The sequence below is a fragment of the Pseudomonas oryzihabitans genome (assembly GCF_007665395.1).
GTDB classification, from domain to species: domain Bacteria; phylum Pseudomonadota; class Gammaproteobacteria; order Pseudomonadales; family Pseudomonadaceae; genus Chryseomonas; species Chryseomonas psychrotolerans_C.
On the sequence record NZ_VDND01000016.1, the window covers coordinates 66,174 to 88,593 of the forward strand.

A 22,420-nucleotide genomic window follows, 5' to 3' on the forward strand; every position below is an offset into this window, starting at 1 on the left:
AGGAAGGACATGAATGTTTGGGTGATCGGTGCCTCGCGCGGCATCGGCCTGGGACTGGTGGAGCGCTACCTGGCGCGGGGTGCACAGGTGCTGGCGGTGGTGCGCAAGCCCAGCGCGGCGCTGGACGATCTGGCCCTGGGCGCCGCTGGACGGCTGCGGGTGGTGATTGGGGATCTCTGTGATCCGCAGCTGGGCGCGCGTCTAGGGGGAGCGCTGCCCGGTGAACCGCTGGACCGGTTGATCGTCAATGCCGGCATCCTGGGACCGCTTGAGGACGCGAGCGGGCAAGCGACGGCGGTCGAGTTGGGCGAGCTGTTCCTGACCAACGCCGTGGCCCCGCTGCGGGTGCTGGACGCCCTCGCCGCGCAGCTGGCAACCGCGGGTGTCGCCGCCTGCCTGAGTTCGCAGATGGGCAGCGTCAGCCTGGCGCGGGCCGCCGAGATGCCCCTCTATGGCGCCAGCAAGGCGGCGCTGAACAGCCTGCTGCAGAGCTGGGCGGCCCGCCGGCAGCCCGAATTCGCGGTGCTGGCGCTGCATCCGGGCTGGGTGCGTACCGAGCTGGGTGGAACGGCGGCGGCGCTCGAGGTGAGCGAAAGCGTGAGCGGCCTGCTGGCGACCATCGAGGCCCGTGCCGGCCAGCCGGGCTGTGCCTTTCTCGACTACCAGGGTCAGCCGCTGCCCTGGTGAGAGGGGGGCCGGATCGCTCACGGCGGCTGAGCGTTCTGGCCCTTGTCCGACCCCTGCCGCGCCCCGAAGATGCGGCCATCATCCTCGGGAGCCGGACCATGCGTATCGACGATCAAACCTTCCTGGTCACGGGTGGTGGCTCGGGTCTCGGTGCCGCCACGGCCCAGGCTCTGGTAGCGGCGGGCGCCCGGGTGGCGCTGCTGGATCTGCAGGCGGATGCGGTGGCGGCGCAGGCCGCGCGGCTTGGCGCCCAGGCGCTGGCACTGCCGGTGGATATCACCGACGCCGACGCCCTGGGCGCCGCCATCGACGGCATTCTGGAGCGCTGGGGCAGCCTGCAGGGGGCGATCAATTGCGCCGGTATCGTGGGGGGCGCCCGCATCCTCGGGCGTAACGGCCCCCACGATCTGGCCGCCTTCGCCCGCATCGTCACCGTCAACCTGGTGGGCAGCTTCAACGTCCTGCGCCTGGCCGCGGCGGCCATGGCGCGAGGCGAGGCCAACGCGGGTGGCGAGCGCGGGGTGATCGTCAATACCGCGTCTATCGCCGCCTTCGATGGCCAGATCGGCCAGGCCGCCTACGCGGCGTCCAAGGGCGGGGTCGCTGCCCTCACGCTGCCGGCCGCCCGTGAACTGGCGGGGCAGGGCATCCGGGTCATGACCATAGCGCCCGGGGTCTTCGAGACGCCCATGATGGCCGGCATGACCCCCGAGGTGCGCGAGGCCCTGGCCGCCAACGTGCCTTTCCCCCCACGACTCGGTCGCGGCGAGGAATTCGCCGCGCTGGTCCGCCACATCATCGAGAATCCCATGCTCAACGGCGAGGTGATCCGTCTCGACGGCGCCCTGCGCATGGCGCCACGCTAGGAGATGTCCCATGATCGATCCGGTTGTCATCGTCGCCGCCGCCCGTACTCCCATGGGTGCCCTGGGTGGCGATCTGGCCGCACTGGCGGCGCCGCAGCTGGGCAGCGCTGTGCTGCGTGCGGTGCTGGAGCGGGGTAGCTGGTCGCCGGAGCGGGTCGACGAGGTGCTGCTCGGTTGCGTCCTGCCCGCCGGCCTCGGCCAGGCGCCCGCGCGCCAGGCGGCGCTCGGCGCGGGTCTGGCCCAGACCACGCGCTGCACCACCCTGAACAAGATGTGTGGTTCCGGCATGCAGGCCGTCATCCTCGGTCACGACCTGCTGCGTGCCGGCAGCGCCGAGGCGGTGGTGGCCGGCGGCATGGAGAGCATGAGCCGCGCGCCTTATCTGCTGGAGAAGGCGCGCAGCGGCTATCGCCTCGGCCATGGCGCCCTGATCGACAGCCTGTTCCTCGACGGCCTGGAAGACGCCTATGAGCCCGGCCGGCTGATGGGTACCTTCGCCGAGGACTGCGCGGCGCGCCTGGGCATCGGCCGCGAGCGCCAGGATGCCTATGCGCTCGGCTCCCTGGAGCGGGCCCGCCAGGCTCAGGCCGGCGGGGCCTTCGCCAGCGAGATCGTGCCGGTCGCGGTGGCGGGGCGCAGGGAACCCCTGAACATCGACAGCGACGAGCAACCCCGGCGCGCCGATCCCGCCCGCATTCCTACCCTCAAGCCGGCCTTTCGCGAAGGCGGTAGCGTGACGGCGGCCAACGCCAGCTCGATTTCCGACGGCGCCGCGGCCTTGCTGCTGATGCGCGCCAGCACCGCCGCGCACGAGGGCCTGGCGCCGCTGGCGACGATCCGTGGCCACGCCGCCCATGCCGGCGCGCCCGGTGACTTTCCCACCGCGCCCATCGGCGCCATCCGCAGGCTGCTGGATCGCATCGACTGGCAACTGGAGGATGTCGACCTGTTCGAGATCAACGAGGCCTTCGCCGTGGTGGCCCTGGCCGCCCAGGACGCCCTGGGGCTGGACCCGCAGCGGCTGAACGTGCACGGTGGGGCCTGTGCCCTGGGCCATCCCATCGGCGCCTCCGGTGCCCGGATCCTGGTGACCCTGATCCATGCCCTGCGCCAGCGCGGTCTGCGCCGGGGCGTGGCGGCCATCTGCATCGGCGGCGGGGAGGCCACGGCCCTGGCGCTGGAACTCAACGACTAGACAAGGTACAGACCATGAGCGAAGCCGCTGCCGAACCGACCCTGCTGCTGGACATTCAAGACCGGGTCGCCCTCATCACCCTCAACCGGCCCAAGGCGCTCAACGCCCTCAATGCCCAGCTGCTCGCTGACCTGGATGCCCTGTTGGCGCGCCTCGACGCCGATCCCGCGGTCGGTTGCGTGGTGCTCACCGGTTCGGCCAAGGCCTTCGCCGCCGGCGCGGACATCAAGGAGATGGCCGGGCAGGGCTATCCGCAGATCTACCTGGACGACTACTTCCGCGTCGCCGACCGCATCGCCGAGCGGCGCAAGCCGCTGATCGCCGCCGTCGCAGGCTATGCCCTGGGCGGTGGCTGCGAACTGGCGCTGCTGTGCGACTTCATCTATGCCGCGGACACCGCCCGCTTCGGCTTGCCGGAGATCACCCTGGGAGTCATCCCCGGTATCGGCGGCACCCAGCGCCTGACCCGCGCCCTGGGCAAGGCCAAGGCCATGGAGCTGTGCCTCACCGGGCGCCAGCTGGACGCCGCCGCCGCCGAACGCGCCGGCCTGGTCGCCCAGGTGTTTCCCGCTGCGGAACTGCTGGAGCGCACCCTGGAAGCCGCCCGTGGCATCGCCAGCCGTTCGCTGCCGGCGACCCTGCTGCTCAAGGAAAGCGTCAACCGCGCCTTCGAAACCAGCCTGGCCGAGGGTATCCGCTTCGAGCGCCGGGTGTTCCACTCGCTGTTCGCCAGCGCCGACCAGGAGGAAGGCATGACCGCCTTCGTCGAGAAGCGTCCGGCCAAGTTCGAGCATCGATAGTGGCCATTCCCGCCTAAAGCCACGTCAAGGAGAGCCGAAACTTGTCCCCTGATGAACTTCGTGCGCGTTACCAAGCGTACCTCGATTGCCTCAACCGCCAAGCCTGGACTGAACTGAGCCGCTATGTCGACGAGGCTGTCGAGCACAACGGCCGCTCCCTTGGCCTGGCCGGCTACCAGGCCATGCTCGAAGGCGATCATGCCGCCATTCCCGATCTGCGGTTCGTCGCGCGGCTACTGGTGGTGGAGCGGCCGTGGCTCGCGGCGCAGCTGGACTTCGATTGCCATCCGCGGGGCGAGTTGTTCGGCTTGGCGGTGAATGGTCGTCGCGTCCGCTTCAGCGAGCATGTCTTCTATCGCTTCGAAGAAGGACTCATCCGCGAGGTGCGCTCGGTGATAGATACGGCGACGATAGCGGCGCAGCTGTGAGGATGAGGGGGTGGGCCCGTTAGCCCGGCATACCGCGAGCGATCGCTGTAGCGGCAAGCGGGGTCCGGATCTCGTCGAGATCCAGGCCAGGTCCGTCCGTCACAGGTGCAGCGCCCTACCCAGGGCACGTAGCGCCGCTTCCTGCACCGCCTCACCCAGGGTAGGGTGGGGATGCAGGGTGGCCGCCACGTCTTCCAGTTGCATGCCCATCTCCAGGCTATGGGAAAAGGCCGTGGCCAATTCCGCCACCTGCTGTCCGGTGGCCTGCCAGCCGAGGATGCGATGGTCGTCGGCGCGGGCCACGACGCGCACGAAGCCTTCCGGGGCCTCCAGGGTGAGGGCGCGGCCGTTGGCGGCGAAGGGGAAGCTGGCGACCTTGATCTCCAGGGCCTGGGCCTTGGCCTGCTCGGGGGTGAGGCCGACCACCACGATTTCCGGATCGGTGTAGCAGACCGCCGGAATCGCCACCGGGGAGAAGCGCCGCCGCTTGCCGGCGATCAACTCGGCCACCACCTCGCCCTGGGCCATGGCGCGGTGCGCCAGCAGCGGCTCCCCGGTGAGGTCGCCGATGGCCCAGACGTCGGTCATGCTGGTGCGGCAGCCGTCGTCGACGCGGATATAACGGCCGTCGTAGTCCAGCGGCAGGCGCTCCAGCCCTTCGGTGCGGGGACGGCGACCGGCCGCCACCAGGATACGCTGGGCCGGCAGGATCTGCTCCTGGCCGTCATCGCGGGTCATCCGCAGGCCAGCGCCGTTCGCGGCCAGCCCGGCGACGGTGCAGCCCAGGTGCAGCTCGATGCCCAGGCGTTCCAGGCGCTGGCGCAGCGGCGCCGTCAGTTCGGCGTCGTAGCCGGGCAGCAGCCGCGACTGAGCCTCCACCACGGCGACCTCGGCCCCCAGCTTGCGATAGGCGATGCCCAGCTCCAGGCCGATGTAGCCGGCGCCCACCACCACTAGCTGCTCGGGGATGTCCATAGGTGACAGGGCTTCGGTGGCCGAGATCACCGGACCGCCGAAGGGCAGGGTGGGCAATTCCACCGAGGTGGAGCCCATGGCCAGCAGCAGATGCTCGGTACGGATGCGCAGCCGCTCGCCGCCCGGACGCTGGACCTCGACGGTCTTGCCGTCGAGGATCTCGGCCCAGCCTTCGATGACGGTTACCCCCTGCCTCTTCAGCAGGGCGGCGACGCCGGTGGTGAGGCGATCGACGATGCCGTTCTTCCAGGCCACGGCCTGGCCGAGGTCCAGTTCCGGGCGGCCATGGCGGATGCCCAGGCTGCCCTGGTCGGCACGCCCGCAGGCGCGATGGTATTCCTCGGCGACATGGATCATGGCCTTGGAGGGGATGCAGCCGACGTTGAGGCAGGTACCGCCCAGGGCGGCGCCCTCCACCAAGGTGGTGGCGATGCCCAGCTGAGCGGCGCGCAGGGCGGCGACGTAACCGCCGGGGCCGCCGCCGATGATGAGGAGTCGGGTGTCCATGGCTACTCCAGGAAGAGGGTGGCGGGTTGTTCGAGCAGCTGGCGCACGGCCTGGATGAAACTGGCGGCGTCCTGGCCATCGATCAGCCGGTGGTCGAAGGAGGCGGAGAGATTCATCAGCTTGCGTGGCACCACCAGCCCATGGCGGAAGGCCGGGCGCTCGACGATGCGATTGACGCCGATGATGGCCACCTCGGGGTGGTTGATGATGGGCGTGGAAGCGATGCCGCCCAGTGGACCGAGGCTGCTGATGGTCAGGGTCGAACCGGAGAGTTCGTCGCGACCGGCCTTGCCGCTGCGCACCGCGGTGGCTAGCCGGGCCACTTCCTGGGCGCAGCCCCAGAGATCCAGCGCTTCGGCGTGCCTGACCACCGGTACCGCCAGGCCTTGCTCGCCCTGGGTGGCGATGCCCAGGTGCACGGCGCCATAGCGCGTTACCGTGCTGCTTTCCTCGTCGAAGCGCGCATTCATCTGCGGGAAATCCCGCACCGCCACCACCAGGGCCCGTGCCAGGAAGGGCAGCAGGGTGAGATGGGCGCGGCGCCCCTGCCAGCGCTGGTTGAGGGTGGCGCGCAAGGCTTCCAGCTCGGTGACATCCACCTCTTCCACATAGGTGAAGTGGGGAATGTGGCGCTTGGCGGCCTGCATCTTCTCGGCGATCTTGCGTCTCAGGCCGATCAGCGGAATGCGTTCCTCGCCACTGCGCTTGGCCAGCCCGCCACCACCCGTGGCCGGCGGCAGACCGGCGTCACGCTGCTGCACATAGGCATCCAGATCGCCGTGCAGGATACGGCCGCCCTGGCCGCTGCCGGTGACGAATCTCAGTTCGATACCCAGGTCCCAGGCGTGCTGGCGCACCGCCGGGGAGGCCAGCGGCGGGCTACCGGGAGCGGGGCGGGAAGCTGGTCGGTCGTCGTCACGCTGGACCTCCGGCTCTGGCTGTCGCGGTGCCGGTGCCGGTGCCGGTGCCGGCGCGGGCTTGGGTGCTTCCGCCCTGGCAGCCGGTTCGGGATTGGGCTCCGCCGGTGCCAAGCGACGGGCTTCCCGCTGATTACCATCGCCAGCCACCTCCAGGCGGATCAATTCGGCGCCGACGGCCAGCACCTGGCCGGGCTCACCGCCCAGGGCCACCACCCGGCCCACCACCGGCGAGGGAATCTCCACCATGGCCTTGTCGGTCATGACGTCGGCCAGGGTCTGGTCTTCGCTGACCTCATCGCCCACCGCCACGTACCACTTGACCAGCTCCACCTCGGCGATGCCTTCGCCGATGTCGGGCATCTTGATGACATGGGTACCCATCTCAGACCTCCATCACGCGCTTGAGCGCGGCGCCGACCCGGGTCGGACCGGGGAAGTAGTCCCATTCCTGGGCGTGCGGATAGGGGGTATCCCAGCCGGTGACGCGCTCGATGGGGGCCTCCAGCCGATGGAAGCAGTGCTCCTGCATCAGGGACACCAGCTCGGCGCCATAGCCGCAGGTGCGGGTGGCCTCGTGAACCACCAGGCAGCGACCGGTCTTGTTCACCGAATCGGTGAGGGTCTGCAGGTCCAGCGGCCAGAGGCTGCGGATATCGATCACCTCGGCGTCGATGCCGGTCTCGGCGGCCGCCGCCAGGGCGACCCAGACGGTGGTGCCATAGGTCAGCACCGTGACCTGCTTGCCCGGGCGAACCACCGCGGCCCGTTCCAGCTCGACGCGGTAATAGCCGTCCGGCACGGCGCTGGCCGGATGACCCGACCAGGGCGTCACCGGGCGGTCGTGATGGCCGTCGAAGGGGCCGTTGTAGAGGCGCTTGGGTTCGAGAAAGATCACCGGGTCGTCGCTCTCGATGGAGGCGATCAGCAGGCCCTTGGCGTCGTAGGGATTGGAGGGCATCACGGTGCGCAGGCCGCAGACCTGGGTGAACATGGCCTCGGGGCTCTGGCTGTGGGTCTGGCCGCCATAGATGCCGCCGCCGCAGGGCATGCGGAACACCAGTGGTGCGGTGAACTGGCCCACCGAGCGATAGCGCAGCCGCGCCGCCTCGGAGACGATCTGGTCGATGGCCGGATAGACGTAGTCGGCGAACTGGATCTCCGCCACCGGTCGCAAGCCATAGGCGCCCATGCCCACCGCGGCGCCGGCGATGCCGTTTTCCGAGATGGGCGCATCGAACACCCGGGAGGCGCCGTACTTGGCCTGCAGCCCTTCGGTGCAGCGAAAGACGCCGCCGAAGTAGCCGACGTCCTCGCCGAACACCACCACGTTGCTATCGCGTTCGAGCATCACGTCCAGCCCCGAGCGGATGGCCTGGATCATGGTCAGGGTGCTGCGGCTGCCGGCCTGGGTCGGCAAGTCGGTTTCCTGTTGTACGGTCATGGCATCACTTCCCGAGCTGTTGGCGTTGACGGCGCAGGTGCGGCGGCAGGTCCTGGTAGACCTCCTCGAACATGTCGGCGGCGCTGGGGGCGAGATCGCTGGCGAAGGTGCCGTGGGCTTCAGCGGCCTTTTGGGCAGCGGCCACCTCGGCTTCCAGCTCGGCGGTCAGCGCCTGGTGCTGTTCGTCCGACCAGAGACCCCGGCCGATCAGGTGCGCCTTGAGGCGGTCGATGGGATCGCCCAGGGGGAAGTGCGTCCAGTCGTCGGCAGGACGGTACTTGGACGGATCGTCCGAGGTGGAGTGCGGACCCGCACGATAGGTCACCCACTCGATCAGCGTCGGCCCCAGGTTGCGCCGGGCGCGCTCGGCGGCCCAGCGCGAGGCGGCCAGTACGGCCAGGAAGTCATTGCCATCCACCCGTAGCGCGGCGATGCCATAGCCGAGGCCGCGGGTGGCCAGGGTGATGCCCTCGCCACCGGCGATGGCCTGGAAGGTGGAGATGGCCCACTGGTTGTTGACGATGTTGAGGATCACCGGCGCCCGGTAGACATGGGCGAAGGTGAGGGCGGCGTGAAAGTCGCCTTCCGCGGTGGCGCCATCGCCGATCCAGCCGGCGGCGATGCGGGTGTCGCCCTTGATCGCCGAGGCCATGGCCCAGCCCACCGCCTGGATGTACTGGGTGCCCAGGTTGCCGGAGATGGAGAAGAAGCCGAGGTCGCGGTAGGAGTACATCACCGGCAGCTGGCGACCCTTGAGCGGATCGCGGGCGTTGGACAGCAGCTGGCAGATCATCTCCTCCAGCGGCGCCTCGCGGGCGATGAGGATGCCCTGCTGGCGATAGGTGGGGAAATGCATGTCGTCCGGGCGCAGGGCCAGGGTCTGGCCAACGGCGATGGCTTCCTCGCCCAGGCACTGCATATAGAAGGAGAGTTTCTTCTGCCGCTGGGCCTTGAGCATCCGCGCATCGAACAGCCGGGTCTTGAGCATGGCCCTGAGGCCCTGCAGCAGCAGTTCGGGCGCTTCTTCGGTGGCCCAGGGGCCGACGGCGCGACCCTCTTCGTCGAGGATGCGGATCAGCTGGGTCGCCAGCTCGCGGGTATCCACCGGGGCCACGTCGATGGGTGGCTTTTCCGCACGGCCAGCCGGGCAGAGTTGCAGGTAGCTGAAGTCGGTGGGGCGTCCCGGTCGGCCGCTGGGCTCGGGGACGTGCAGGCGCAGGGGAGGGTAGTCGCTCATGGCCGCACCTCCCCAGCTATGAAGGTGCAGGAGGGTCGCGAGACGGGTTGGCCGTCCGGGTGCGCTGCAGGGTGCCACATGGTGGAGGCCTCGGCATTCTTGTTATTTGGCCCTTGGAGTATAGGCCGGCGGTGCTAGCCGTTTTGCCGCAATTTCAGGGTGGGCAAGGCCGGTTTTTGGTGCTATTGAACCCAGTACAAGAACAACATTGGAGGTTTTGCACCATGGCTGCTCTGGACCGCATCGACCTGCGCATCCTCAACGCCCTGTCCGCCGACGGTCGCCTCAGCTGGCGCGATCTGGCGCAGAAAATCGGGCTGTCGCTCACGCCCACGCTGAGGCGCGTCAAGCGGCTGGAGGAGGAGCGCTATATCCAGGGCTATCACGCCCAGCTCGATGAAACCCGCCTGGCCGGCAGTGTCAGCGTCTTCGTGTCGGTGCGCCTGGAAAAGCAGTCAACCGACTACCTGCGCGCCTTCGAACGGGAGATCGTCAAGGCGCCCCAGGTGATGAGTTGCTTCCAGATGACGGGGGATGCGGACTATGTGCTGCGGGTGGTGGTGCAGGACCTGGCGGCCTATCAGCACTTCCTGGCGGAAGTGCTCACCTGCCTACCCGGGGTGGCCAGCGTCACTTCGGCGTTCTCCTTGAAGGCTGTCCTGCTCAGGCCAGCGCCGCCTCTTTGAGCGGATCCGCGCTGGCTAGCGTACGTTGAGCGAGCGACGAACCCGTACGGCCTGGGTATCGCAATAACTGGAATCCTGCAGGCGACCCCGGTCGAGCATCAGGGTCAGCCGATGTTGGCCACAGCGACTGGAAACCTGTACCGGCAAGCCGCCATCGGGGGTTAGCGGACCGAACAGGCAGGACACATCGGGAAGGCGTGAAACGAAGGTGTGGGTGAAGGTGAGCATTGCTGCAGGTCCGGGATACCGAGATGGCAATAGGACAGCATTGCCATCGCCAAGGTTCCTCGGGCGTCAGACGCTTGGCGTCACCGAATAGGCCACACCATTCACCGCATCGATCAGCTGGCCGATCGACCAGGGTTTGGGCAGGAAACGCACCTTGCCCTTGATGCTGGCGGTGGACGGCGTCTCGTAGCCGGACATGACGATGATCGGCATGTCGGACCAGCGCTGGCAGACCAGATTGGCCAACTGCGCACCGTCCATGGAGCCGGGCATGCGAATGTCCGTCAGCAGGATGTCGATGTTGGCTTCTTCTTTCTCCAACAGCGCCAGGGCGGTGTCGGCTGAGTCAGCGGCGAGGATGTTGAAACCTTCGGGCTCGAGGATCTCGCGGACGAAATCCGCGACCAATGGCTCGTCGTCCACCACCAGGAGAGTGGGTTGGAAGACAGGGGTTCCCGGCTGTTCTGCGCGCATGACTGGACCTTATATACAAGACATTGCTGATGCTTGGATAGCGGACCACGGGGAAAATTCCCTGCCAGAGCCAATCATGATCTTGGCGTCAGATTTCTGTCTTCCAGTCTGGATTGTTTCATCGGCGTGGGGATTTTCACGTTGCGACGCTGTGTCGCGCACATTTAGTTACGTTTGCCGCAACGCCTCTGGCCCGGTGGTTTCAGGGCGGCTGGGCGCGCCGTGACCCCGTGCCAGGTGAAAGGTTTCACCTGGCTGGCATACGACTTGTATTGGGTAAGACAACTGCAGGACGCAGAGTGCTTTTTTTGTCACGTCCCAGTGGCCTCACCTAAACCCAGGCATTGCTCGTACACAAAGGACATCGACGCCACGCCTCCCAAAGCAGTACCTGTCCATGACTCCGATCCGTTTCTCCGTCGCCGCCCTCCGTCGTCCGCTCGCCGCCGTCGCCACCGTGCTCGCCCTGTCCGCCGGTGCCGCCCAGGCCGAATCCGTGAGCCTGGTAGGCCTGAACCTGTCCGGCGCGGGTTTCGCACCCCAGGTGCTGCCCGGCATCAATGGCACCAACTACATCTTCCCGGTGGAAGCCTACTTCCAGCAGTGGAGCGCCCGCGGCGTCAAGCTGATCCGCTTCCCCATCATCTGGGAGCGCCTGCAACCCAAGCTGGGCGGACCCCTGGACAGCGCCTACGTGGCCCTGGTGAACCAGACCTTCGGCTACGCGCAGAAGCACGGCATCAAGATCATCCTGGACCTGCACAACTACGCCCGCTACCGCGGCCAGGTGATCGGGACCAGCAGCGTACCCTATGCCCGCTACCAGGAAATCATGAGCCACATCGCGCGGCAGTGGAGCGGTCAGTCCTCGCTGTACGCCTACGACATCATGAACGAGCCCCACGATGCCATGGCCTACTGGCCGACCGCGGCCCAGTACGGCATCAACGGCGTTCGCGCCGTGGACAGCAGCCGGCCGGTCATCGTCGAAGGCAACGGCTGGTCGAGCGCGACCCGCTGGGCCGAATTCAACGACTCCCTGCTGAACCTCAAGGATCCGGCCAACAACATCATCTTCTCGGCGCATTCCTACTTCGACGAGAACGCCGGCGGCAGCTACGACAAGACCGACGTCAACAAGCTCGACGCCAACTACGGCGTGACCCGCGTCAAGCCCTTCGTCGACTGGCTGAAGAAGAACGGCAAGCGCGGCTACATCGGTGAATTCGGCGTCCCGGACAACAATCCGCGCTGGAACCTGCTGATGGACAATATGCTGGCCTACCTCAAGCAGAACTGCATCCCGGCGTCCTACTGGGCGGCCGGCCCGGGCTGGGGCAGCTACTTCATGTCGGTGGAGCCCATCAATGGCCAGGAGCGTCCGCAGTGGCCGACCCTGCGCAAGTACCTGGACGACAGCAGCTGCACCGCCATCGGCCCGATCGCCAGCGGCAGCACCACGCCGTCGACCGGTAACAGCGGCACCGGCAGCAGCGGCTCCACCGGCGGCAATGCCGGCGCCGTCGGCAACACGGGCGGCAGCAGCAATGACAGCGCTGGCAACAGCGGTAGCAACGCGGGCGTCGAGACCCCGGCCACCGGCGGTGCGACCGCCGGCACCGTGACCTCGGTGCTCAATGACTTCACCAACGCGGACTGGCTCAAGGGCGTCTACCGCAACAAGGCCGCCGTCTCGGTGCCCGGCACCGCGGTGAATCGTGCCGCCTTCAAGGCCGGCGCCTATCTGACCACCGCGGACGGTCAGGTGCGGCGGATCTCGTCGGTGCAGGTCGGCAGCAGCCTGGGGGTCTTCACCGAGGGTGCCGCCCTGAACGGCAACGCCATGGGCTATCCGAAGACGGTGACCGTCTCGCCTACCGAGGTGAGCAGTGCCGCCAGCGTCAGCAGCCCGATCAACGACTTCACCAACAGTGACTGGAACCGGGGCGTCTATCGTCGCGCCGCGGCCATCTCCATCCCGGCCACCGCGGCCAATCGCTCGGCCTTCAAGCTGGGTGGCTCGGTCCGCCTCGCCAATGGCCAGGTCGTCAAGATCAGCTATGTGCAGGAAGGGGCGAAGAACCTGGGCGTATTCCTCGATGCCAGCCGCCTGGACGCCAGCGTCGGCTATCCCAATACCCTGGTGTCCTTCAGCCGCTGATCACGGCGGAGGTTCCGACGGCAAAACCCGGTGGCTCAGGCCACCGGGTTTTTTTCGTTCAGAGGTGAATGAAGCTGACCTTCTCACCTGGCTGCACCAGGCATTCGTCCACCGCGTGGATCACCCCGGTGGTCAGGGCCGCTTCCGGGCTCAGCAGGCGGGCGTTGGCCTTCAGGCAGCTGTAGATGTCCAGGGCTTCCGCGGCACCGGCGGTACGCTCGGCGACGATGCGGGCATAGAGATCCAGGTCGTAGTCCAGGCACATGGCGTATTCCGCCATGCGGGCGTGGTCGACCGAATTGTTCAGGTTCCAGTAGAAGGAGTGATAGAGGAACTTGCTGTGGCGACTGGCCGTGCGGTGCTGGCCGGCCAGGAAGAGGATGTTGCCCATCGACTCGACGGTACCCAGGTTGTGGGTGTGCACCGGCAGCGGCAGCGACTGCAGGAAGTTGTACAGGGTGAAGCCATAGCTGCAATCACCGCCCATGGTGGCGATCTTGAGCAGGATGCGCGAGGCGTCCTGCTGGACCGCCTGGGAACACTGGGCGATCAGCTGGCCGCAGCTGCCGGAATTGATGGGAGCGGTGAAATGGATGACATGGGTGCTCATGGGGCCTACCGACGCGCCGGGGAGCCGACGGAGGGCCGGGCTCTATATATCCTGCTTCGGCGGTTTCCGGGGCGGCTTGAGCCCGGGCGACGACTCGCCGACGAAGCGTGTCGGGAGCGGATGGGCCCTTTCCTAGCGGAGCAGCAGCAGGGGCACCTCGGTCTTGTGCAGCAGCTGGGTGGTGCGGCTGCCACGCAGGAAGCGCCAGACCGAAGAGTGGCTATAGGCGCCCATGATCAGCAGGTCGGCGCGGCGCTCATCGAGGTGGCGCGGGACGATGCGCTCCACTTCGCCATGGGCCACGGTGGTGTCCACCCGGCAGCCCGCGCTACGCAGCAGCAGGGCCAGGTCGTCGAGACGCTTGCGCAGCACCGGATCGTCCTCGCCGACCCGCAGCAGGGTGCCGCTCATTCCCGCCAACAGCGGGCTGCGCGCCAGGGCCAGGACGCCCTGGTGGGTGGCTTCCCGGCCATCATAGGCGATGGTGAATTGGCGTGGCTGCTTGAAGGGACCCGAACACACCAGGATCGGGCGGTGCACGGCGCGCACCACCGCCTCCAGCTGGCTGCCGATGCCACTGTCCCCGGAGCCTTCGCCACGCTTGCCGATCACCAGCAGGCGAGTGTCCGCTTCCAGGGTCTTCAGGGTATCGACCAGGCCTTCGGGGCGGCGCAGGATCTGCGGCGGCAGGGTCAGCCCCTGTTGCAGCAGCCGCTGGCGCGCCTTGAGCAGCAGCGCCTTGGCCATCCCGGCACCGGCATCGTCCTCGAGGAAGACCGGCTCGCCATTGGCGACCTTCTTGCCACTGCTGGCCGCTTCCTGCACATGCAGCAGGGTGACGGGCGCATCCAGCCGCCGCGACAACCAGGCGGTGTGATCGCAGACGCTTTCGGCGTGGGGGGATCCATCGATGCAGGCGAGCAGGGAGGCCATAGCGGTATTCCTTGGCGAGGCGGGGACCAGCACGATCCCAGCCATGAGCGTAGCACCGGTCCGGCGACGTCCAGACGCCGCCTGGGGGTCATCTTTGGCTTTTGCTGGACAGGTCACGGCCAGCATTCCGGACGCCCTCACATTTCGTGGCGACCGCGTGCCCGGAGGAGCGGCAACCGCTGGATTTCACCGGCTCCTTCGTGGCGCTGGGCGATCCGGATATCGAGTGGGTACCGCTCCACCGGGTAGCCCTCCCGGTTGCCGTAGCCGCCAAGGATCCGGATCGCCTTAGGCGCACCCGCTGGGCGCTCTCGCTGGCGAAGGCTTCCCTCAGGCCTGGCGAAAATCGGCGAAAAAGGCCGCTACGCGCCGCGGGTCCAGCTCCTGCCAGCGAGCCGGATTCCAGTGCGGCGTGCGGTCCTTGTCCACCAGCATGGCGCGTACCCCCTCGACGATCTCGCCCTTTTCGAACCAGCGGCCATCCAGGTGCAGCTCGAGGGCGAAGCACTGTTCCAGCGACAGCCCGCTGCCTTGCCGCAGCAGCTCGAGGGCGGTGGCCACCGCCAGCGGCGAACGCTGATCCAGGATGGCCAGGGTCTCCTGGGCCCAGTCGCGATAGGCAGGACGCTCTTCTTGGGCGAGCCCGGTACGCAGCTCCGCGACGGTCGCCGCCGCGAAGTGCTCGGCGATGGCGGGCCGCAGGTCGGTCAGCCGGGGCGCTTCCACCGGGGCCGTGGCGTAAGCCTGGAGTAGGGCGGCCAGGTCGGTCGGCCCCTTGGCCGTGGCCTCTTCCAGGCGCTGCTGCAGGGCCTCGTGCTGGGCCTCGGCGACGAAGACATCGGCGAGACCGGCGGCCAGGGCATCGGCGGGGCCGATCTGCACCCCGGTGAGCCCCAGGTAGAGTCCCAGGTGATCGGGCAGGCGCGGCAGGAAATGGCTGGCGCCGACGTCGGGGAAGTAGCCGATGGCGGTCTCCGGCATGGCCATGCGGGTACGCTCGCTGACGATCCGCAGCCGCGCCGCCTGCACCAGGCCCATGCCGCCGCCCAGCACCAGGCCGTGGGCCAGCGCCAATACCGGCTTGGGATAGCGGTGCAGGGCGAGGTCGAGGGCGTATTCCTCGGCGAAGAAGGTCAGGTGCAGGTCGTCGCCGCGCTGGTAGCTGTCGTACAGCGCGCGCACGTCACCCCCGGCGCAGAACGCCTTGGGGCCGTTGCCGCGCAGCACCACCACCCGCACGCCGGGGTCCTGCTCCCAGTCGCGCAGGGCCTGGTGCAGGCTGCGCACCATCTCCAGGTCCAGGGCATTGAGCCCGGCCGGGCGATTGAGGGTCAGGTAGCCGACCCCACCGCGTCTTTCCAACAGCACCTTGGCGTCGTTCATGCACCGTCCTCGTCCAGGTAGTCCTGGATGATGGCCGAGAAATCCAGCCCGCCGCCACCGGTCTGGCTGAACCTCTGGTAGAGCTGCTGCGCCACGGCGCCGAGGATCACCGGCTGGCGCACCGCGCGGGCGGCCTCGGTGGCCAGGCCCAGGTCCTTGAGCATTAGCTCGGCGGCGAAGCCGCCCTGGTAGCCGCGCGAGGCCGGCGCCTGGGGCAGCACGTCCGGGTAGGGATTGTTCACCTCCGAGCTCCAGCAGCGGCCGCTGCTGGTATTGATCACCCCGGCCAGGGTCTTGGCGTCCATGCCCAGGCGGGTACCCAGGGCCATCGCCTCGGCCACCCCGATCATGGAAATGCCGAGCAGCAGGTTGTTGGCCACCTTGGCCACCTGGCCGTTGCCGCTGGCGCCGCAGTGCACCAGGTTGCGGCCCATGGCGGCCAGTAGCGGTTGGGCGCGCTGGAAGCCGGCCGCGCTGCCGCCGACCATGAAGGTGAGGGTGCCCGCCGCGGCGCCGCCAGTGCCGCCGGAGACCGGTGCATCCAGCAGTTCCAGCCCGCGCTCGGCGGCGGCGCTGGCCACCGCCCGGGCGCTGAGCGGGTCTATGGTGGAGGAATCGATCAGCAGGGTGCCCGGCCGGGCGTGGGCGATCAATCCGTCCTCCCCCAGGTAGACCGTCTTCACGTGGGCGGCCGCGGGCAGCATGGTGGTGATCACTTCCGCGCCGCTCTCGGCGACGGCGGTGGGCGAGGCGGCGACCTCGGCACCTTCGGCGCGCAGCGCGTCCAGGGCGGCGGTGGAGAGGTCATAGACGGTCAGCCGATGGCCGGCCTTGAGCAGGTTGCGGGCCATGGGCGCGCCCATGTTGCCCAGTCCCAAAAATCCCAGATGCATGCTGGCGTCTCCCGTCATTTGAGGGTGATGGTGGTGTTCACGGCGGCGCCGACGTCCTGCTCGTCCGGCCAGCGGGTGGTGATGGTCTTGGTCTGGGTATAGAAGAGCACCGCCTGCTTGCCGTAGGGGCCGAGGTCGCCGAGCTTGGAGGCGCGCGAACCGCTGAAGGAGAACAGCGGCACCGGCACCGGGATGGGCACGTTGATGCCGACCTGGCCGACGTCGATGTCTTCCTGGAAGCGCCGCGCCGCCGCGCCGGAGCGGGTGAAGAGGGCGACGCCATTGCCGTTGGGGTTGGCGTTGATCAGGGCGATGGCCTCGTCGAGGGTGGCCGCGTGCATCACGCAGAGCACCGGGCCGAACAGCTCCTCGCGGTACAGGGTCATGTCGGTGGTGACCCCGGAGAACAGCGTCGGACCGACGAAGTTGCCGCGCTCGTAGCGGTCGACCTGGACGTTGCGACCATCCAGCTCCAGCGTCGCCCCTTCGCTCACGCCACGCTCGATCAGCCCGCTGACCCGGTCCAGTGCCTGGCAGGAGATCAGCGGGCCGACGTCGGTGCCTTGCTCGTGACCCGCCCCCACCTTGAGGCTGCGCGCCTTGGCCACCAGGTCCGGCACCCAGCTGTTGGCTTCACCCACCAGCACCACCACCGAGACCGCCATGCAGCGCTGACCGGCCGCGCCGAAGGCGGCGCCCACCAGGTTGGCCAGGGTCTGCTCGCGGGGCGCATCGGGCATCACCACGGCATGGTTCTTGGCGCCCATCATGCACTGGACCCGCTTGCCGGCCTCGCTGGCGCGACGATAGACGTGGGTGCCGACGCGGGTAGAGCCGACGAAGGAGAGTGCCTTGATGTCCGGGTGATCGCAGAGGGCATCCACCACCGCCGGGCCGCCATGTACCACGTTGAGCACCCCGGGCGGTACCCCGGCTGCCAGCGCCAGCTCGGCCAGGCGCATGGTCACCAGCGGATCCTGCTCCGAGGGCTTGAGCACGAAGGTGTTGCCGCAGGCGATGGCCATGGGAAACATCCACAGCGGGATCATCGCCGGGAAGTTGAAGGGCGTGATGCCGGCGCAGACCCCGAGCGGCTGCAGCAGGGTATAGGTGTCCACCCCGCTGGCGACATTGTTGGCCAGCTCGCCCAGTTGCAGGTTGCCGATGCCGGCCGCGTGCTCCACCACCTCCAGGCCACGGAAGACATCGCCTTCGGCGTCCGCCAGGGTCTTGCCCTGCTCGGCCGTCAGCAGGGCGGCCAGTTCGCTCAGGTGTTCGCGGATCAACTGCTGATAGCGCAGGAAGATCCGGGCGCGAGCGCCAATCGGCGTCTTGCGCCAACTGGCGAAGGCCGTCTTGGCACTGGCGACGGCGCGCTGTACCTCCTCGGCGGTGGCGAAGGGCACCCGCGCCAGCACCTCCTGGGTCGCAGGGTTGATCACCTCGCGGCTTTCGCGGCTGGTGGAGGTGACGAACTGGCCGTCGATCAGCAGTGGTACGTGGCGGATGGCAGTCTGGGTCATGACAGGGGTTCCTGGGCAGCGGCAACGGAAGGGTGAGCAGGGGCGTCGGCGAAGTCTTCCTCGGCATAGTCGTGGTCGTCGGGCGCACCCCGGGTGCGGCGCTGCGCCTCGCCCAGGCGCAACTCGATGCGGCGGATCTTGCCGGACAGCGTCTTGGGTAGTTCGCTGACGAATTGCAGGCGGCGCACCCGCTTGTAGGGCGACAGGCAGCGCCGGGCGAAGCCGAGCAACTCCTGGGCAAGCGCGGGCGAGGGTGGATGGCCGGCGGCGAGGATGACGAAGGCCTTGGGCACGTTGAGCCGCACCGGATCCGGGCTGGGGACCACGGCGACCTCCATGACCGCCGGATGCTCGATCAGGGCGCTCTCCAGCTCGAAGGGACTGATGCGGTAGTCGGCCGACTTGAAGACGTCATCGGCGCGCCCGACGAAGGTGATGTAGCCATCGCCGTCGCGCACGGCGGTGTCGCCGGTACGGTAATGGCCGTCGCGCATCACCTCGGCGGTCTTTTCCGGGCTGTCCTCGTAGCCCAGCATCAGCCCGGCCGGCCGCGGGTTCAACGCCAGTGCCACCTCGCCGTCAGCGCCCGGCTGGCCGTCGGCATCCAGCAACTGCACCTGGCAGCCCGGCAGCGGCCGGCCCATGGAGCCCGGCTTGAGCGGCTGGCCCGGCGTATTGCCCACCAGCGCCGTGGTCTCCGACTGGCCGAAGCCGTCCCTGAGGGGCAGCCCCCAGGCAGCCTGCAGGCGGTCGATGATCTCCGGATTGAGCGGCTCGCCCGCGCCGACCAACTCGCGCAGCTGCAGGCGCTCGCGATAGGCCGCCAGGTCCTCCTGGATCAGCATGCGCCACACCGTGGGCGGCGCGCACAGGCTGGTGACCGGATAGCGGGCCAGCACCTCCAGCAGCGCCTGGGGCTTGAAGCGTGGGACGTCATGGATGAACACGCAGGCGCCGGCGTTCCAGGGCGCGAAGACGCAACTCCAGGCGTGCTTGGCCCAGCCGGGAGAGGAAATATTGAGGTGCACGTCGCCCGGTTGCAGGCCGATCCAGTAGAGGGTGGACAGGTGCCCGATGGGATAGCTGCTGTGGCTGTGCAGGACCAGCTTGGGCCGCGAGGTGGTTCCCGAGGTGAAATAGAGCAGCAGCGGATCCTCGGCCCGGGTCGGCCCGTCGGGCTGGAAGTCGATGGCGCAGGCGCCTGGTGCATAGGGGTGCCAGCCGACCACCGGCGCGCCGACGCAGATCCGGGTCAGGGCCGGGTCCAGGCCGGCGCAGCGCTGCGTATGGGCGTTGCCCACCACCAGATGGGCGATGCGCCCCCGCTGCACCCGGTCCTGCAGATCGGCATCGCTCAGCAGCGTGGTGGCGGGTACCACTACCGCGCCCAGCTTGAAGGCGCCCAGCAGGGTTTCCCACAGTGCCACCTCGTTGCCCAGCATCACCAGGATCCGGTCGCCGCGGCGCACCCCCTGGCCGCGCAGGAAATTGGCCGTACGATTCGAGGCCTGCCTCAGCTCGGCGAAGCTGTGGCGCTCTTCCCGGCCGTCGGCATCCAATCGCCAGAGCGCCGGGCCGGGGTTCTCCTCGGCCAGGTGATCGAAGTGGTCGAGCGCCCAGTTGAAGAACTCCAGCTGCGGCCAGCGGAAGTCGCGGACGGCGGTGGCGTAGTCGGTGCGATGGCGCAGCAGGAAGTCGCGCGCCTGGCGAAAGGCAGTCGTGGCCGTCATGACCGATACCCCGCGACGGTCGCGGCGGGCAAGGGGTGACGACATCCGGCCTGGGGCCCGGAAGGAGCCTGAAGGTGGGTCATGGGTGCCTGCTCTTTATTGTTGTTGGCTAGCAGCGGTCCGCGCCATGACCTCTCGTGGCGCGCCCTGGTAGGCAGTATAGTTCTGGCAAAAGTCTCCTGGCTTCCGGCAAAAATGCCCAACCGACATGCAAAAATCCAATAACCCGGCAGCGCGTCTCGACTGGGACGATCTCAGGTTCTTCCTCGAGGTCGCCCGTACCCAGAAGGCCAGCAGTGCCGCCCGGCGGCTGGGGGTCGACTACACTACCGTCTCCCGGCGCATCGCCGCGCTGGAGAAGGCCCTGGGGGCGCTGCTGTTCGAGAAGTCGCGCAGCACCGGCTTCAGCCTCACCATGGAAGGGCAGCGCCTGCTGGTGCACGCCGAAACCCTGGAGAGCACCCTGCAGACCGCCTGCGAGCAGCTGTCGGACACCCACCTGGCGCCCTCCGGCCAGGTGCGCATCGGGGCCACCGAAGGCTTCGGCAGCTATTTCATCGCGCCCCAGTTGAGCTTCTTCCAGGAACGCTATCCGGGCATCGCCCTGGATGTGCTGCCGGTGCCGCACTTCGTCAACCTGTCGCGCCGCGAAGCCGACATCGCCATCACCCTGGAACGCCCCGAGCGCGGCCCCTACGTCTGCCGCAAGCTTTGCGACTACCGCCTGCGCCTCTATGCCACCGCGGACTACCTGGCGAGCCATCCGCCCATCGCCGGGCTCGCGGACCTGCAGCGCCACAGCTTCATCACCTACGTCGACGATCTCGCCTTCAGCCCGGAGCTGCTCTACCTGGAACGCATCCTGCCCGAGGCCAGTAGCGGTCTGCGCAGCACCAGCGTGATCGCCCAATACCAGGCCGCGCTCCGCGGCCACGCCCTGGCGATCCTGCCGTGTTTCGTCGCCGAGCCCGATGCGCGCCTGGTGGCGCTGCTGCCGGAGCAGATCCAGATCACCCGGCACTTCTGGCTCTATTATCGCGAGGACCTGCGCCGGCTGCGCCGCATCACCCTGGTCACCGACTACCTGCGCGCCTGCACCGACGCCAATCGCGACTTCCTGCTCGGCGAAACCCGCACGCCGAGCTGGGGCTGGCCCGAGAGTTGACGGCCGTCACCGACCGGTCGGGCACCCCTGAACCACGCCGGGGTCTCAGAGCTGTCGGTCGTCCGTCGACGGCCTCCAGTGAACAGATGGGAACGGCAATGGAACGATATCAGGCATTGAGTCAGGCGCTGAGCAAGGCAGCCGAACGTGAGGAAGCCTACTGGCAGGAACTGGAGCGCCGCCTGCATGAATTGCCGGATTGCTTCACCCGCTACCTGGGGCTCACCCCCGCGGACCAGGTGGACGCCGGCCTGGGGCTGGAAAAGCGCGTCGATGGCAACATCGTTCGCGAGATGGAAGTCTATGCCCGCTATGACCTCACGGTGATCGTCGATGACGTGGCCGGGAATCCCCAGACCTTCGCCGTCGGCCTATCCTTCTTCTATACCAACGAGCATTTCGTGCTGAAGGAACGCGAAGGTGAATTCTCCGTCACCCTCGAACCCCAGGACGATCCCGATCGCTTCTGGGATGAGGGCTGCCGCGAGATCTACGACTCCCTGGCGCGCCGCATCCGCAGCAAGACGCTGCCCGCCATCGACTAGCGCGGGCAGTCCGGGATGACCCCCCCCGTCAGACGGGGGTCACCAGAGCGCCGTTGGCGAAATAGCCCTCGACGTTGGCCAGCACCAAGTCGGCCATGGCCTGGCGTGTCTCCCGGGTGCCGCTGCCGAGGTGCGGGGTGAGGACCACGTTGTCCAGCGCCAGCAGTGCCTCGGGAACCGCGGGTTCGTCGGCGAAGACATCCAGTCCGGCACCGCCCAGGGCGCCGGTGCACAGGGCTTCCACCAGGGCCGGCTCGTCCACCACGCTGCCCCGGGCGATATTGATGAGATAGCCTTGCGGGCCCAGCGCCGCGAGGATCCGCGCATCCACCAGGCCGTCGGTGGCCGGTCCGCCGGGCAGCGACAACACCAGGAAGTCCGCGGCCCTGGCCAGGGCCTCGAGGTCGGCTTCGTAGCGGTAGGGCACGCCGGGCTGCGGCTGGCGCCCATGGTAGGCCACCTCCATGCCGAAGGCCGTGACCCTATGCGCGATGGCCTTGCCGATGTTGCCCAGGCCGACGATGCCGCAGGTCTTGCCGGCCAGTCGCGAGGTCAGCGGAAACTTGCCCTGGCGCCAGTCGCCGCGGCGCACGAAACGATCCGCGGCGCTGATGCCCCTGGCCACGTCGATCAGCAGGGCGAAGGCGGTATCGGCCACGCAGTCGTCGAGCACGCCCGGGGTGTTGCTGACCACCACGCCCAGGTCCCGCGCGGTGGCGATGTCGATGCTGTCGTAGCCGACCCCGAAGCTGAACACGGCCTTGAGGCCGGGGAGGGCGCTCATCAGGTCACGGGTCGCCCCGTGCACCCCCGAGGTCACCAGGGCCGCGACAGCCGCGCCGCGCTCGGCGAGCAGCGCGGCGCGATCAGGCGCCTCCCACAGGCGCAGGACGTCGTAACGCGCGGCCAGGGCCTCCTGCAGCGCTGGTAACAGGGGACCCACTTGCAACAAGACGGGACGGTGAGGCTGTGCGGACATTTCCAGACTCCTTGAGTGGGATGGGCGCACGCTCCGCCCATCCGGTGATGGATC

Annotated in this window: 23 protein-coding genes; 9 read left to right on the forward strand and 14 right to left on the reverse strand. The window is 68.3% G+C overall.

The window, feature by feature from the left end:
- Nucleotides 1–9: 9 nt before the first annotated feature.
- The 5 genes from FSV73_RS24035 (at nucleotide 10) to FSV73_RS24055 (ending at nucleotide 3,976) form a co-directional block, all read left to right on the forward strand.
- Entirely contained in the window at nucleotides 10–687 is a 678-nt protein-coding gene (locus FSV73_RS24035; protein WP_145012641.1) for an SDR family oxidoreductase, read from the forward strand.
- A gap of 98 nt (nucleotides 688–785) precedes the next feature.
- A complete protein-coding gene (locus FSV73_RS24040) occupies nucleotides 786–1,553 on the forward strand; it encodes an SDR family NAD(P)-dependent oxidoreductase (RefSeq protein WP_145012645.1) in 768 nt (255 codons plus the stop codon).
- Between the two features lie 10 nt (nucleotides 1,554–1,563).
- A complete protein-coding gene (locus FSV73_RS24045) occupies nucleotides 1,564–2,748 on the forward strand; it encodes an acetyl-CoA C-acyltransferase (protein WP_145012648.1) in 1,185 nt (394 codons plus the stop codon).
- Nucleotides 2,749–2,762: 14 nt separating this feature from the next.
- A complete protein-coding gene (locus FSV73_RS24050; RefSeq protein WP_145012652.1) occupies nucleotides 2,763–3,548 on the forward strand; it encodes an enoyl-CoA hydratase-related protein in 786 nt (261 codons plus the stop codon).
- Between the two features lie 41 nt (nucleotides 3,549–3,589).
- Nucleotides 3,590–3,976, forward strand: coding sequence for an ester cyclase (locus FSV73_RS24055; RefSeq protein WP_145012656.1), 387 nt, complete (start codon nucleotides 3,590–3,592; stop codon nucleotides 3,974–3,976).
- Nucleotides 3,977–4,075: 99 nt separating this feature from the next.
- Here FSV73_RS24055 and lpdA read toward each other — a convergent pair whose 3' ends face one another.
- The 4 genes from lpdA to FSV73_RS24075 are packed head-to-tail and all read right to left on the reverse strand — an operon-like array spanning nucleotide 4,076 to nucleotide 9,056.
- Nucleotides 4,076–5,458, reverse strand: coding sequence for a dihydrolipoyl dehydrogenase (gene lpdA / locus FSV73_RS24060; protein ID WP_145012659.1), 1,383 nt, complete (start codon nucleotides 5,456–5,458; stop codon nucleotides 4,076–4,078).
- Nucleotides 5,459–5,460: 2 nt separating this feature from the next.
- On the reverse strand, nucleotides 5,461–6,759 hold the full coding sequence (locus FSV73_RS24065; protein ID WP_145012665.1) for a dihydrolipoamide acetyltransferase family protein: 1,299 nt from the start codon (nucleotides 6,757–6,759) through the stop codon (nucleotides 5,461–5,463).
- A 1-nt stretch (nucleotide 6,760) separates the two neighbouring features.
- Nucleotides 6,761–7,819, reverse strand: a complete 1,059-nt coding sequence (locus FSV73_RS24070; RefSeq protein ID WP_145012669.1) for an alpha-ketoacid dehydrogenase subunit beta — start codon at nucleotides 7,817–7,819, stop codon at nucleotides 6,761–6,763.
- A 4-nt stretch (nucleotides 7,820–7,823) separates the two neighbouring features.
- Nucleotides 7,824–9,056 (reverse strand): thiamine pyrophosphate-dependent enzyme, encoded by a 1,233-nt coding sequence (locus FSV73_RS24075; RefSeq protein WP_145012672.1) that lies wholly within the window; start codon nucleotides 9,054–9,056, stop codon nucleotides 7,824–7,826.
- A 224-nt stretch (nucleotides 9,057–9,280) separates the two neighbouring features.
- Between FSV73_RS24075 and FSV73_RS24080 the strand changes: the two genes are divergently transcribed.
- Nucleotides 9,281–9,742: an Lrp/AsnC family transcriptional regulator gene (locus tag FSV73_RS24080; protein WP_145012675.1), complete on the forward strand. Its 462-nt coding sequence runs from the start codon at nucleotides 9,281–9,283 to the stop codon at nucleotides 9,740–9,742.
- 15 nt (nucleotides 9,743–9,757) lie between these two features.
- Here the strand turns inward: FSV73_RS24080 and FSV73_RS24085 are convergent, their stop codons facing one another.
- Entirely contained in the window at nucleotides 9,758–9,970 is a 213-nt protein-coding gene (locus FSV73_RS24085; RefSeq protein WP_145012678.1) for a hypothetical protein, read from the reverse strand.
- Nucleotides 9,971–10,036: 66 nt separating this feature from the next.
- A complete protein-coding gene (locus FSV73_RS24090; RefSeq protein WP_145012681.1) occupies nucleotides 10,037–10,444 on the reverse strand; it encodes a response regulator in 408 nt (135 codons plus the stop codon).
- 397 nt (nucleotides 10,445–10,841) lie between these two features.
- On the opposite strand from FSV73_RS24090, the gene FSV73_RS24095 reads away from it, so the two are divergent.
- On the forward strand, nucleotides 10,842–12,605 hold the full coding sequence (locus FSV73_RS24095) for a glycoside hydrolase family 5 protein (RefSeq protein ID WP_145012684.1): 1,764 nt from the start codon (nucleotides 10,842–10,844) through the stop codon (nucleotides 12,603–12,605).
- Between the two features lie 58 nt (nucleotides 12,606–12,663).
- Here the strand turns inward: FSV73_RS24095 and FSV73_RS24100 are convergent, their stop codons facing one another.
- From FSV73_RS24100 to FSV73_RS24130, 7 genes are all read right to left on the reverse strand, one after another.
- Nucleotides 12,664–13,215: an ATP-dependent Clp protease proteolytic subunit gene (locus tag FSV73_RS24100; RefSeq protein WP_145012686.1), complete on the reverse strand. Its 552-nt coding sequence runs from the start codon at nucleotides 13,213–13,215 to the stop codon at nucleotides 12,664–12,666.
- A 132-nt stretch (nucleotides 13,216–13,347) separates the two neighbouring features.
- A complete protein-coding gene (locus tag FSV73_RS24105; protein ID WP_145012689.1) occupies nucleotides 13,348–14,148 on the reverse strand; it encodes a universal stress protein in 801 nt (266 codons plus the stop codon).
- A 137-nt stretch (nucleotides 14,149–14,285) separates the two neighbouring features.
- The gene (locus tag FSV73_RS24110) at nucleotides 14,286–14,495 is read right to left on the reverse strand and encodes an acyl-CoA dehydrogenase family protein (RefSeq protein WP_186309331.1); all 210 of its coding nucleotides are present in this window, start codon (nucleotides 14,493–14,495) and stop codon (nucleotides 14,286–14,288) included.
- Complete coding sequence (locus FSV73_RS24115) at nucleotides 14,479–15,531, reverse strand: enoyl-CoA hydratase/isomerase family protein (RefSeq protein WP_145012692.1); 1,053 nt, start codon at nucleotides 15,529–15,531, stop codon at nucleotides 14,479–14,481. Before FSV73_RS24115 ends, FSV73_RS24110 begins: the two co-directional genes overlap by 17 nt.
- Nucleotides 15,528–16,424: a 3-hydroxyisobutyrate dehydrogenase gene (gene mmsB / locus FSV73_RS24120; RefSeq protein ID WP_145012695.1), complete on the reverse strand. Its 897-nt coding sequence runs from the start codon at nucleotides 16,422–16,424 to the stop codon at nucleotides 15,528–15,530. Before mmsB ends, FSV73_RS24115 begins: the two co-directional genes overlap by 4 nt.
- 14 nt (nucleotides 16,425–16,438) lie before the next feature.
- On the reverse strand, nucleotides 16,439–17,947 hold the full coding sequence (locus tag FSV73_RS24125) for a CoA-acylating methylmalonate-semialdehyde dehydrogenase (protein ID WP_145012698.1): 1,509 nt from the start codon (nucleotides 17,945–17,947) through the stop codon (nucleotides 16,439–16,441).
- Nucleotides 17,944–19,677 carry an AMP-binding protein gene (locus tag FSV73_RS24130; protein WP_145012701.1) on the reverse strand — a complete coding sequence of 578 codons (1,734 nt, stop codon included), beginning with the start codon at nucleotides 19,675–19,677 and terminating at the stop codon, nucleotides 17,944–17,946. Before FSV73_RS24130 ends, FSV73_RS24125 begins: the two co-directional genes overlap by 4 nt.
- A gap of 208 nt (nucleotides 19,678–19,885) precedes the next feature.
- Here FSV73_RS24130 and FSV73_RS24135 point away from each other — a divergent pair, with 208 nt between their 5' ends.
- Nucleotides 19,886–20,842 (forward strand): LysR family transcriptional regulator, encoded by a 957-nt coding sequence (locus FSV73_RS24135; protein WP_145012704.1) that lies wholly within the window; start codon nucleotides 19,886–19,888, stop codon nucleotides 20,840–20,842.
- 98 nt (nucleotides 20,843–20,940) lie between these two features.
- The gene (locus FSV73_RS24140) at nucleotides 20,941–21,387 is read left to right on the forward strand and encodes a hypothetical protein (RefSeq protein ID WP_186309329.1); all 447 of its coding nucleotides are present in this window, start codon (nucleotides 20,941–20,943) and stop codon (nucleotides 21,385–21,387) included.
- A 28-nt stretch (nucleotides 21,388–21,415) separates the two neighbouring features.
- Here FSV73_RS24140 and FSV73_RS24145 read toward each other — a convergent pair whose 3' ends face one another.
- Nucleotides 21,416–22,366 carry a 2-hydroxyacid dehydrogenase gene (locus tag FSV73_RS24145; protein WP_145012707.1) on the reverse strand — a complete coding sequence of 317 codons (951 nt, stop codon included), beginning with the start codon at nucleotides 22,364–22,366 and terminating at the stop codon, nucleotides 21,416–21,418.
- Nucleotides 22,367–22,420 lie beyond the last annotated feature (54 nt).